This is a genomic window from Photobacterium sp. Hal280, from assembly GCF_037162255.1.
In the GTDB taxonomy this organism is placed as follows: Bacteria; Pseudomonadota; Gammaproteobacteria; order Enterobacterales; family Vibrionaceae; genus Photobacterium.
The window spans coordinates 2,445,152-2,457,618 of the sequence record NZ_JARLUO010000005.1; the positions used below are offsets into that span (position 1 = coordinate 2,445,152).

Here is a 12,467-nt window from a genome sequence, read left to right on the forward strand (position 1 = left end):
TCAGCCTTTCTTGCGCGAACGCCACAGAAGCAGGCCGAAGAGTCCCAGCAGCCATGCCAGCGAATAGCTTCCCCCGCTGTCATTGCTACCGCTGCTCTCTACCCGAAACTGCTCCAGCCCCGCATTGCTGTAGTCTTTCAGAAAAGGATTCACACTGAACACAGCAGCGGGGGTGGGATTGAAATCGCTGCCAGCGACAGCGGCTATCCAGACAAGGTAGGAAGGAACCTGGGTATAGACGCCGGGCAAATTGCCGGCACACCCTTCACCGAAACTCACCAGCCCCAGCAGGCGCAGGCCAAAATCCGGATCACTGCTGGCCTGCGGATCCTGCCAGACGAGCGGGCCGCCTGAATCACCAAAGCAGCTGTCGCGGGATAAATTAGGCGACGGAGGGGAGGCGCAGACAAAAATACTGTACACCCCGGGATGCACCGAACTCCCCCATAAATTGTCACAGACCCGGTCGGGTACGCCGGACAATACCGTTTGTTGCAGCTGTGTTGAACCCGCTGAATCCGGATCCGGTGTCACACTGCCCCACCCCGAAATCAGTAAATTAGCCGGACGGCTGCTGTTTGCCACCCAAGTATTGGCAAATTCCGCATCTGCCCGGTTCTGAGTCGGGACAGACGCTATCTGTATCGGGATCGCGGTTTCCGGCAGATCCAGGCTCAGGCGAATGATGGCAATGTCATTGTTAAAATTACTGCTGTTGTAACTGGGATGTACATTGATGGCGCTGACAGGCGCAGCATTTCTGTTGGTTGCACTGAATACCGATGTAATACCGGCCCAGACTTTCAAATGCAAGGGAGTTGCAATCCGGCCGCCATTCACAATGCAGTGCGCCGCTGTCAGTACGATGCGAGGCGCAATCACCACCCCCACACTGATACACTTCTGTGCCGTTATCAGAAAAATCAATATTGATAAACGCCTGCCAGGGGATATCTCCCGGCACAGCGGAAATACCACCAATGATTCTGGCTGTTGGCTCGTATTGCTCTGCCTGGGCTGGCGACTCATCAGTCTGTGCCTTTGCCAGCCCTGACACAAAAAGCAGGAAAACCAGCAATAACAGGCTGTTCGTTATGGGGGCTTTCATCACTGCGACCCTCATGATTTACAGTCGCTTAATTATAATTCTCACTATTATTGCGCCATTGTCACTTATTGAGAATTTGGGCGGATAGTTCACCCAGAAGACAAAGCAGGCAGCGTGGCACACAGTGCCAGAGGAATAAGCAGCTAAAACCTGTAATCAATACCTTTGATCATCAACATCAGTCTGCGCGATGCTGCTTACTCGCCTCTCAGATACAGAGACAGTTTTTGCAATACGCTGATTCAGCTTCTGTGACTTAAGCTTCTGTAACCCAGACGTCTGCGCCAGACGAGCATACCCAACAATATCAACAGGTTTGCTGCCGTGACACTCCCACCCGATCGGCTAGCCATGGCACTACTCAGAGCGCTGCCCTGGCTACTATCAGTGTCTGTTGCTGGCGCTACTGATGTGCTTCCGCCATTGAGGGTAAACGGATTAAATGCAAAAACAGAGTCCGGATAAAAGTGAAAGCCGTCTCCCGCGATCAAAGCAATCCAATCACGGTAATGGGAAACCTCAGTATAAACAGCGGGAAAATCCGCTCCGCATTCCGCCCCAAAGCTGACTAAGCCCACCAGCCGGAATCCCAGATCACTATCGGCGCTGGCCTGAGGATTCTGCCAAACCAATGGACCACCGGAGTCGCCCTGACAGGTGTCCTGCTGAACCGCAGGATCTGGCGACATCGCGCACACAAACACAGTACTCTGGGATGGTTCAACCACTGAGCCCCACACCTGTTCGCAATAATCGTCCGGCACACCGGCAAGCAACACATGCTGTAACTGCCGGGCCGAGGTGGCCCCGGGGTCGGTTGAAGTCAGGCCCCATCCGGACACCAGTAAATTCTGGCCGCGGAGGCTGTCGGGTACAAAGGTATTGTCAAATGCCGTATCGGCCTGCTGCTGTTCACTTACAGTGGCCAGTTGGATGGGCTGGGCGCCTGCCGGAATATCCGTGCCCAGGCGCAGCACAGCAATATCATTGATAAAAGTCTCTTCGTTAAACCCCGGATGCACATGAATCGCTGTCACCGGCAGGGCATTGAGGAAAGTCGCAGAGTCGGTCGAGGTAATCCCCGCCCAGACAAACAACTCATCTTGCTGCGCTGTGACTGAGCCTTCGGTCAGGCAATGGGCAGCTGTCAGCACGGTTTTTTTATCGATGACGACGCCACCGCACTGAAAAATATCCTGGCCGTCGTTGCCAACGTCAATATAAACCAGCGCCTGCCAAGGAATGTTTTCCTGATATGTCGGGTTGCCGCCTATGATCCTGGCTATCGGTTCACTATGGGCTGATGTACTGGCTTGCGGTGCTTGCTGTTCGGCCAATACAACGCCAGAGATCAGCGACAAAGCCAGCACTGTGGCTAACGGTATGACTGAAAAGGTGTTCATCATCTTTCCTCGCTCCCTGGACAAAAGCATCACAGCAAAAGGTGACTTCGGATCTCTCGAATCGATTCATGTGGCTCAGGTATACGAATCAGCTAAGGCGACCAAACAGCTTGCTCTCTCTAAGGATATTGACGTTTTATCGTAAAAAGTGAGCAACTGTGACCAGAGATCAAAAAGTCGTACCTACGCCTCAAAATGACTGCATCATTGTGTTTCACTCTACACTGTATCTGATACAGCACGCTGTCACTGCACCGGTGCCCGGCATTACTGCTATAGTGGCAGGCTTGCTCTTATCTCACGGCAAAAAATGTTGAACTCAATACTATGAACTTCCTGGCACACCTTCATCTGGCAGATCATTGTCAAAGTCACCTGGCGGGCAACCTGCTGGCCGATTTTGTTCGCGGTGATCCCTACCGCTGTTATTCTGCTGATGTCGCAGCGGGTATCAAGCTTCACCGTTTTGTCGATAGTTTTATTGACAGCCAGCCTGAAGTCAGAGCCTGGCGCAGGGCGTTTCCGCCGGACATCCGCCGGGTAAGTGGTATCGCGCTGGATATGATCTGGGATCATTATCTCGCCCGCCACTGGCCGAATTACCATGATTTACCTTTAGCTGCCTTTGTCAGCCAGGCGCGTAAAGAGGTGGAAGGCTTTGAAGGCGATGAACCGGATCATTACCGGCAAATGACGCAACGTATGTGGCAGCAGGAATGGCTGATTCAGTATCAGCAGGTTGCCAGTATTCATCAGGCATTAGAACGCATGGCAGTTCGTCGCCCCAAGCTGAGCTCGCTGGCAGAATGTCCGCCTTTTCTGGCCGGGCATTACCGGGAGCTGGAGCAGAGCTTCTTCATTCTCTATCCAAGACTGATGGAAGCATCTCAGTCATTCTGGCAGGAGCACAGAGAAACCTTGCTAAGATCAGCGTAAGCTGAAGACAGAAATCATTAAAATACCGATGAGCAAAATCAGAAAAGAAAAAGGGAGCCAGAGGCTCCCAAGGCGATAACAATTCGTTCAGTGAAAGCGTTATCAGACTCAGGCTTGACGTGAACAAGCCGGGTCACAGTCGATAACGTTAATCGCAATCCCCTTTCGGGCAACAGCTGCGAAACGGTCTTACTAGGATAGATTGCTTATTGCCGGTCAACTCAATCAGAATTGATCTTCTTCAGTTGAACCTGTCAGCGCAGTCACAGAAGAGTTTCCGCCCTGAATGACGTTCGTCATCTTGTCGAAGTAGCCCGTACCCACTTCCTGCTGGTGAGCAACGAAGGTGTAGCCCTTCTCTGCCGCCGCAAACTCAGGACGCTGTACTTTCTCAACATAATGGCGCATCCCTTCACCCTGCGCATAAGCGTGTGCCAGCTCGAACATGTTGAACCACATGTTATGAATGCCCGCCAGTGTAATGAACTGGTACTTGTAGCCCATGTCAGACAGCTCTTGCTGGAACTTGGCAATCGTCTCGGCATCCAGGTTCTTCTCCCAGTTGAAAGAAGGGGAACAGTTATACGCCAGCAGCTGATCCGGGTATTTAGCATGGATCGCTTCTGCAAACTTGCGCGCTTCTTCCAGACAAGGCGTCGCTGTTTCACACCAGATCAGGTCAGCATACGGGGCATAAGCCAGACCACGGGCAATCGCCTGATCAATCCCGGCACGAACGCGGTAGAAACCTTCCTGCGTACGCTCGCCGGTAATGAAATCGGCATCGTACGGATCGCAGTCTGAAGTCAGCAAATCGGCAGCGTTGGCATCAGTACGGGCAATCACCAGCGTCGTTGTGCCGGAAACGTCAGCCGCCAGACGGGCAGCAATCAGTTTTTGTACCGCTTCTTGCGTAGGCACCAGAACTTTACCGCCCATATGGCCGCATTTTTTCACCGAAGCCAGCTGATCTTCGAAGTGCACACCGGCAGCGCCTGCGTCAATCATGCTGCGCATCAGCTCGTAAGCATTCAACACACCACCAAAGCCGGCTTCCGCATCGGCAACAATCGGCAGGAAGTAATCAATGCCACCTTCTTCCGGGCTTTTGCCGTTGGCCCACTGAATCTGATCAGCGCGGCGGAAAGAGTTATTAATGCGCTTGACAACCGCTGGCACTGAATCGACCGGGTACAGGGACTGATCCGGATACATGGATGATGCCGTGTTGTTATCAGCCGCCACCTGCCAGCCTGACAGATAAATCGCTTCAATACCCGCTTTCGCCTGCTGAACGGCCTGGCCACCGGTCAGCGCGCCAAGGCAGTTCACATAGCCTTTCTTGGCAGAGCCGTTCACCAATTCCCACAACTTATCAGCACCGCGCTGAGCCAGGGTATTCGCCGGTACGACCGAACCACGCAGATTAACCACTTCTTCCGCAGTATAAGTACGCTTAACATGTTTCCAACGTGGGTTCTCCGCCCAATCCTTTTCAATGGCTTCGATCTGTTGCTGGCGAGTCAGTGTCATAATAAATCCCTCGTATTATGTGACGATATTTCGCAAAATCTGGACGTTCTGCGCTTCAGTTGTACTTAGTTTTCTTGGGCTTCCTCTGCCCGGACTCAGCCGGGCAGTACGTGTTGCACGATGTGCTTATTGTTGTGTGTTACAGTTCCGGTTTGAATGCTTGCTACACTGTTATTCCAGGTATTCATAACCAGGCAGTGTCAGGAAGGTGACCAACTCATCACTGGTGGTCAGGCGCGCCATCATGGCAGCCGCTTCCTTAAATTGTCCTTTGCTGAAACGCTCAGTACCGATTTCCTGCTCCAGGACTTGCATTTCTTCATCCAGCAGCTGTTCAAACAATGCTTTGGTAACGACCTGGCCGTTACTGAGCGTTTTGCCGTGCTTCATCCATTGCCAGATCGAAGCACGAGAGATTTCAGCGGTGGCGGCATCTTCCATCATGCCGTAAATCGGCACACAGCCGTTGCCTGAGATCCAGGCTTCGATGTACTGCACCGCAACACGAATGTTATGGCGCATGCCGTCTTCTGTCCGTTCGCCGTCGCAGGGTGCCAGCAGTTCAGCCGCGGTGATCGGTGCATCCGTATCACGCGTCACATCCAGCTGGTTTGAACGTGCGCCCAGGCACTGATCAAAGACTTCGCGGGCGGTATCGGCCAGCCCCGGGTGGGCAACCCAGGTGCCGTCATGGCCGTTATTGGCTTCCAGCGCTTTATCGGTCTGGATCTTGTCCAGTACCCAGGCATTTCGCTCGGCATCCTTGGAAGGAATAAAGGCTGCCATGCCGCCCATCGCAAACGCGCCGCGGCGGTGACAGGTTCTCACCAGCAAGCGCGAGTAAGCGTTGAGGAAAGGTTTTTCCATGGTCACCACCTGACGATCCGGCAAGATACGATCCGGGTGGTTACGCAGTGTCTTGATATAACTGAAGATGTAATCCCAGCGGCCACAGTTCAGACCCACAATGTGCTCTTTCAGGCTGAACAGAATTTCATTCATTTCAAACACCGCCGGCAGCGTTTCAATCAGCACAGTGGCCTTAATCGTGCCTCGCGCCAGGCCAGCCTGATCTTCGGCAAAGCTGAACACATCGCTCCACCAGGCCGCTTCCTGATAAGCCTGCAGCTTGGGCACATAAAAGTACGGCCCGCTGCCGTTTTCCAGCAATTGCTTATGGTTGTGGAAGAAATACAGGCCAAAGTCCAGCAGCGCGCCCGGAATCGGCTGACCATGCCAGAAGAGGTGTTTCTCCGGCAGATGCAAACCGCGGACGCGACAGATCAGTACCGCAGGGTCCTCTTTTAATTCATACACTTTCCCTGTGTCAGGGTGGGTATAGGAAATAGTGCGGTTCACCGCATCACGCAGGTTACGCTGGCCGTCAATCACAGCACTCCAGGCGGGAGCAAAGGAATCCTCGAAATCCGCCATGAAGACTTTGACATTGGCATTGAGCGCATTAATCACCATTTTGCGATCAACCGGACCTGTGATTTCCACACGGCGATCCTGCAAATCGGATGGAATGTTCTGAATCGTCCAGTCGCCTTCACGGATATCCCGGGTGTCTGGCAGGAAGTCAGGTAACTGCCCGGCATCAATAGACTGCTGACGAACTTCACGTGCTGCCAGCAGTTCCGGCACACGGGAAGCAAACCGACTGACCAGTTGCTCAACAAAAGCCATTGCGTCATCACTCAGGATGTCTCGCTGTGATGCTGAAAGCGGTGCAGCCAACGTCAGCTGACCAAACTGGTGATGATTTTCCATACCCATTTATGACTCCCCTTTTACCCAAACCAGCCAAGTGTAACTAAATCACGACTTAAACAATGCATCAGCTGATTTCCATCATAGACCACTTTCGGCCTCAACATGGCTATTACGTTGCCTTAACAAATCAGAAAAGGCAAACCCACCCAAAAAGGAACCAGATCTCAAAACAAAACAAATGATTAAAAATCAATAAATTACAAAAAATAGAGCTATTACTCAAAACACTAAATTAAAACACTTTAAGGCGATATATTCGGTTTTTAACTTCCAGTCTGTTTCCCTGCCAAAAGTGTATAGTATTACGTAATTAAATTACCAATTTACACTAAATTAACAATTGGAAATATGCCGTTTTAAACAACAGAAAATAGCAAGACGGGCTGTAACGCACTCAATCTACATACATTTATAGACAAGTTTTGGCAGAGTCATACATTGGAGGATTAATTTTGCGTGCATGACAGGGAATTGTTTTACAGGACGAAACAGAAAAAACCTACAAAATGAAGCACTTGGCAAAACCGCCAAACAGAACAAAGTATCAAACAAATCGCAGCTCAGCAGAATATTTCACCAAAAAATAAAAACATGTCTGCTGAGCGTCCTGAATGTCGTTAAAGCAGCTCGGTGACTATCTCTGCCAGGCATTGAAAAGTGGGGATACGGCTGGATGTCGGTCGCCAGACCAGGCCTATTTCACGATAAGCAGCCTGCCCTGGCGGATCTAAGATCACCAGATCCGGGCTATCGACTAAACCATGCTTGATTGCCATGTGCGGGATAAAGGTTGAGCCAAGGCCATTCGATACCATCTGTACCAGGGTATGTAAGCTGGTCGCCGCAAACGGGTTGATCTTTTCTTTGCTGGTCAGCTGGCACGCCGATACGGCATGGCCGGTGAGGCAATGCTCTTTTTCCAGCAAAAAGACAGATTCATCCGGTAAATCGGCATAGCGCAGCGGAACATTCACCTTCGAGGCCTGATTTTTACTGATCACCATCTTGAAGGGGTCGCGCCCCACGATCTGGCTGTGCATGCCGCTGATTTCAACCGGAAGTGCCAGTATCAGCACATCCATGTCGCCATTGCGTAACGCGCTCAGCAGATTGTCCGTGGTATCTTCGCGCAGTAAAAGGTGGAGCTGCGGATGCCTGCGATTCACCGCCTGCACTAAATCGCCCAGTAAAAAAGGGGCAATAGTCGGAATACACCCCAGCCTGACCTGGCCGGCCATCTGATCCTCACCGCTTTTCGACAGCTCCATCATATCCTGCGTTCTTGCCAGCAGTTCACGGCTGCGGACCACGACTTCTTCGCCTGTGGAGGTAAAGACCAGGGCTTTGTTGTCCCGTTCAATCAGCTGGCAGCCAACCAGATCCTCAAGATTCTGAATCCCGGAGCTTAATGTCGACTGGCTGACAAAACACTGTTTGGCCGCTTCACCAAAATGGCGGGTTTCATAAAGTGTCACCAGATAATGGAGTTGTTTCAGGGAAGGAAATTTGCTCATCGTATTTTTCGATTGTAATAATCTATTTATTCCACTTTTTTCAATGTAGCACTTTCGCTATAGTGTGTCGTGATTTTTGAAGGAACTGCCCTTACGGGGTGGTACACATTCCAATATTAGGAGCACCAATATGGTACTAGTAGGTCGTCAAGCACCTGATTTCACAGCTGCTGCAGTTCTGGGTAACGGTGAAATCGTTGATAACTTCAACTTCAAGCAATTCACTGAAGGCAAAAAAGCGGTTGTTTTCTTCTACCCGCTGGACTTCACTTTTGTTTGCCCATCTGAGCTGATCGCTTTTGACAAGCGTTTTGCCGATTTCCAAGCGAAAGGCGTTGAAGTTATCGGTGTATCGATCGATTCTCAGTTCTCTCACAACGCATGGCGTAACACTGCTGTTGAGAACGGCGGTATCGGCCAGGTGAAATACCCTCTGATTGCTGACGTGAAGCACGAAATCTGTAAAGCGTACGACGTTGAGCACCCAGAAGCCGGCGTTGCTTTCCGTGGTTCTTTCCTGATCGACGAAGAAGGTGTTGTTCGTCACCAAGTTGTGAACGACCTGCCTCTGGGCCGTAACATCGACGAGATGCTGCGTATGGTTGACGCGCTGAACTTCCACCAGAAAAACGGTGAAGTTTGCCCAGCACAGTGGGAAGAAGGCAAAGCAGGCATGACTGGTTCTCCAGAAGGTGTTGCTGCTTACCTGTCTGAGCACACTGCAGACCTGTAATCCAGCCTTGCGCTGAATTATATAGCCTTGAGCTCAATGACATAGTCCTGAGCTGAATGCATAGCCCGGCCACAGTGCCGGGCTTATTTTTGTCCCAATTTCAGCGCTGAGATTGATCAGACACTTCGACAGCCTTCCCCTCTCCGTTTACACTCTGCCAAGGTTTACTGAACAAGGCATCCTCATGTCCGCATTTCCCCTGACTCATCTTGAAGTCTGTATTGACAGTATTGAATCGCTGCACAACGCGCAACAGGGCGGTGCTACCCGTATCGAACTGTGCTCATCGCTGGCCCTGGGCGGCCTGACCCCCAGCGTTGGTTTAATGCATCAGGCTGCCCGCATCGCTAAGGTGCCCGTCTATGCCATGATCCGTCCCCGGCAAGGCGACTTTCTATTCTCCGGCGAAGATATGGAAGTTATGCTGGCAGATATACATGCCGCCAGGCAAATAGGCCTTCAGGGCGTTGTGATAGGCGTGCTGACAGCGCAAGGCAAAGTGGACACCACACAACTGACCGAGCTGATGAAAGCGGCCAACGGACTGGGCGTGACTTTCCACCGGGCCATTGATCAATGCGACAACTACACAGAAGCGCTTGATGCCATTATGAGCGCAGGTTGCGAACGCGTTCTGTCTTCCGGGCTGCAATCCACGGCGCTGGAAGGGGCTGAGACACTGGCAGACATGGTACGCTATTGCGGCGATCGCCTGAGCATCATGGCCGGCGCAGGAATTACCGCCAGCAACGCCGCTAAAATTGTCGCGCAAACCGGCGTGAAAGAGTTACACTTGTCGGGCAAAACGACGCGGCCAAGCCTGATGGAGCATATCGCCGCAGGTGCCCACATGGGCAGTCAAGACGTCGACGACTACGCCATTCCGGTGACCAGCAGTGATAAGATCGCCGCGCTCATCACAGCACTCAAAAACTGAGTGTACGCTCGCTCCTGCCCGGGGAGCGAGTGCCAAACTTTTATCCTCATAGTCAATTGATCACATAATGGGTTGTTCAAACCAGCTATGATTGTTGCAGACCCCAGCAACAGGAATGTGATTTATCAATGTCTGACAAACAGTTCCAGAGCAAACTCAAAAAGAAAGACTATGAGAAAGAGCTCGAGCGTCTGCAAACCGAATTAGTCAAATGCCAGGAATGGGTGAAACAGGAAGGCCTGAAGGTACTGGCTATTTTTGAAGGCCGGGATGCGGCCGGTAAAGGCGGCACCATTAAGCGGATCACCGAAAAGCTCAACCCTCGTGTCTGCCGGGTGGTTGCCTTGCCAAAACCGACGGAGAAAGAGAAAACCCAGTGGTATTTTCAGCGCTATGTGGAACAGCTCCCCTCTGCCGGTGAAATCGTGCTGTTTGACAGAAGCTGGTACAACCGTGCCGGAGTCGAGAAGGTGATGGGCTTTTGCAGCGAAGAAGAATATGAAGAGTTTCTGCTGGCCTGCCCGGAGTTTGAGCGCATGTTGCAACGCTCCGGCATCATCCTGATCAAGTACTGGTTCTCGGTTTCAGACGAAGAGCAGGAAAAGCGCTTTCTGGAGCGCATCAATACCCCGATCAAGCGATGGAAATTCAGTCCGATGGATCTGGAATCACGCTCGCGCTGGGCGGAGTATTCGGCGGCAAAAGATAAGATGTTTGCCCACACAGACACCAAACAGAGCCCGTGGTGGGTGGTTGAAAGTGACGATAAGAAGCAGGCCAGAATCAACTGCATCTCGCATTTCCTGAGCCAGATCCCCTATCAGGACATCGAGTACCCGGAAGTGATACTGCCCGAGATCAACAAGAGTGGCTACATACGACCGCCCATGGACGAGCAAACCTTTGTACCGGATCGCTTTGACAAAGACGACGATTAAGAGCAAACCGGGGAGCCGTGTGACTCCCCGAAACCATTCAGCGATTGTTATCCATGAAAATTTCCATTTCCTGCGGGCTGGTATGGCGAATATCTTTACCTTTAACGAAATAAATAATGTACTCGCAGATATTCTGGCAACGATCCCCCACCCGTTCAATGGAGCGGGCTGACCACATCACTTGCAGCACATTCGGGATAGATCGCGGATCTTCCATCATATAAGTCATTAACTGCCGGATGATCGCCTCGTATTCTCGGTCAATCCGATCATCTTCCTGATACACCCGAATCGCCGCTTTGACATCCATGCGGGCAAAGGCATCCAGCACTTCATGCAGCATACGGGCTGCATGCTGACCCAGGGCTTCCAGCGACACCAGCAGGTTGTATTGCTTATTGGTGAAGTTTTCCAGCGCCACTTTCGCAATGCTTTCCGCCACATCACCAATGCGTTCGAGATCAGTAATGGTTTTGATAATGGCTATCACCAGACGCAAGTCGCTGGCGGTCGGCTGGCGCTTGGCAATAATCCGGGTGCAGGCTTCATCAATCGCCACTTCCATCGCATTAACTTTATGATCATCTTTAATGACCCGCCGAGCCAGATCGACATCCTGCCTGTGCATCGCCTTGAGTGCATCGGTCAGCTGTTGCTCAACCAGTCCGCCCATGGCCAGGACATGGGTACGGATACTTTCAAGCTCGGCATTGAACTGGCCGGAGATATGACGGCTAAGGCTCATATTGTCTAACATTGTCTCTACTCCTTATCCGTATCTGCCGGTGATGTAATCTTCTGTGCGTTTTTCTTTGGGGGTGGTGAAAATGTCATTGGTTGACGCGTATTCCACCAGCTCGCCCATGTGCATAAAGGCCGTGTTGTCTGAAACGCGGGCGGCCTGCTGCATATTATGGGTAACAATAATCACCGTGTACTTTTTCTTCAGATCATTGATCAGCTCTTCAATCGTCAGGGTGGAGATCGGATCCAGCGCAGAGGTCGGTTCATCGAGCAAGATAACTTCCGGCTCAATCGCAATGGCGCGGGCAATCACCAAACGCTGCTGCTGACCGCCGGACAAGCCAAACGCATTCTCGTGCAAACGATCTTTCACTTCATCCCACAACGCCGCACCGCGCAGTGAATTTTCGACCGCATCATCCAGTACCCGGGTATTTTTCACCCCTTGCAGACGCAAGCCGTAAACCACATTTTCATAAATGGATTTGGGAAACGGATTGGGCCGCTGAAAGACCATACCGACGCGACGGCGCAAGGCCGCCACATCCACATTCTGATCATAGATGTTTCTGCCATGCAGCATGATCTGTCCTTCAACCCGACAGCCTTCTACCAGCTCGTTCATCCGGTTAATACAGCGCAGCAGGGTGGATTTCCCGCAACCGGACGGACCGATAAAGGCCGTGACCTGGCCTTTGGCTATCTTCATGTTGATAGTAAACAGCGCCTGCTTCTGACCATAATACAGATCCAGCCCGTCTATCGTCAGGGCGGTTTTTTCTTCTGGCAGTGCGGTCAGATCGACTGGCTTCAGCCAGTCCATACTGGCGTTGAATGAAAACATC

General features: G+C 51.7%; 11 protein-coding genes. 4 read left to right on the forward strand and 7 right to left on the reverse strand.

Annotated elements, in window-relative coordinates:
- Together P4S53_RS20560 and P4S53_RS20565 are read right to left on the reverse strand one after the other, a co-directional pair.
- Window positions 1–927, reverse strand: coding sequence for a S1 family serine peptidase (locus P4S53_RS20560; protein ID WP_337114153.1), 927 nt, complete (start codon window positions 925–927; stop codon window positions 1–3).
- A 423-nt stretch (window positions 928–1,350) separates the two neighbouring features.
- Window positions 1,351–2,514 (reverse strand): S1 family serine peptidase, encoded by a 1,164-nt coding sequence (locus P4S53_RS20565; protein WP_337114154.1) that lies wholly within the window; start codon window positions 2,512–2,514, stop codon window positions 1,351–1,353.
- A gap of 324 nt (window positions 2,515–2,838) precedes the next feature.
- Here P4S53_RS20565 and P4S53_RS20570 point away from each other — a divergent pair, with 324 nt between their 5' ends.
- On the forward strand, window positions 2,839–3,447 hold the full coding sequence (locus P4S53_RS20570; protein ID WP_337114155.1) for an acyl carrier protein phosphodiesterase: 609 nt from the start codon (window positions 2,839–2,841) through the stop codon (window positions 3,445–3,447).
- 225 nt (window positions 3,448–3,672) lie between these two features.
- Here P4S53_RS20570 and aceA read toward each other — a convergent pair whose 3' ends face one another.
- The 3 genes from aceA to P4S53_RS20585 form a co-directional block, all read right to left on the reverse strand.
- Window positions 3,673–4,980, reverse strand: coding sequence for an isocitrate lyase (aceA, locus tag P4S53_RS20575; RefSeq protein ID WP_337114156.1), 1,308 nt, complete (start codon window positions 4,978–4,980; stop codon window positions 3,673–3,675).
- A 171-nt stretch (window positions 4,981–5,151) separates the two neighbouring features.
- Window positions 5,152–6,759, reverse strand: coding sequence for a malate synthase A (aceB, locus tag P4S53_RS20580; protein WP_337114157.1), 1,608 nt, complete (start codon window positions 6,757–6,759; stop codon window positions 5,152–5,154).
- 614 nt (window positions 6,760–7,373) lie between these two features.
- Complete coding sequence (locus P4S53_RS20585) at window positions 7,374–8,270, reverse strand: hydrogen peroxide-inducible genes activator (RefSeq protein WP_337114158.1); 897 nt, start codon at window positions 8,268–8,270, stop codon at window positions 7,374–7,376.
- Between the two features lie 130 nt (window positions 8,271–8,400).
- Between P4S53_RS20585 and P4S53_RS20590 the strand changes: the two genes are divergently transcribed.
- The 3 genes from P4S53_RS20590 (at window position 8,401) to ppk2 (ending at window position 10,878) form a co-directional block, all read left to right on the forward strand.
- Window positions 8,401–9,003, forward strand: a complete 603-nt coding sequence (locus P4S53_RS20590) for a peroxiredoxin C (protein ID WP_027252976.1) — start codon at window positions 8,401–8,403, stop codon at window positions 9,001–9,003.
- 184 nt (window positions 9,004–9,187) lie between these two features.
- Window positions 9,188–9,940: a copper homeostasis protein CutC gene (locus tag P4S53_RS20595; RefSeq protein WP_337114159.1), complete on the forward strand. Its 753-nt coding sequence runs from the start codon at window positions 9,188–9,190 to the stop codon at window positions 9,938–9,940.
- 128 nt (window positions 9,941–10,068) lie between these two features.
- Window positions 10,069–10,878: a polyphosphate kinase 2 gene (ppk2, locus tag P4S53_RS20600; protein WP_337114160.1), complete on the forward strand. Its 810-nt coding sequence runs from the start codon at window positions 10,069–10,071 to the stop codon at window positions 10,876–10,878.
- Window positions 10,879–10,915: 37 nt separating this feature from the next.
- Here ppk2 and phoU read toward each other — a convergent pair whose 3' ends face one another.
- Window positions 10,916–11,635, reverse strand: a complete 720-nt coding sequence (phoU, locus tag P4S53_RS20605; RefSeq protein ID WP_027252979.1) for a phosphate signaling complex protein PhoU — start codon at window positions 11,633–11,635, stop codon at window positions 10,916–10,918.
- 12 nt (window positions 11,636–11,647) lie between these two features.
- A complete protein-coding gene (gene pstB / locus P4S53_RS20610) occupies window positions 11,648–12,466 on the reverse strand; it encodes a phosphate ABC transporter ATP-binding protein PstB (protein ID WP_192016966.1) in 819 nt (272 codons plus the stop codon).
- Window position 12,467: the final 1 nt, after the last annotated feature.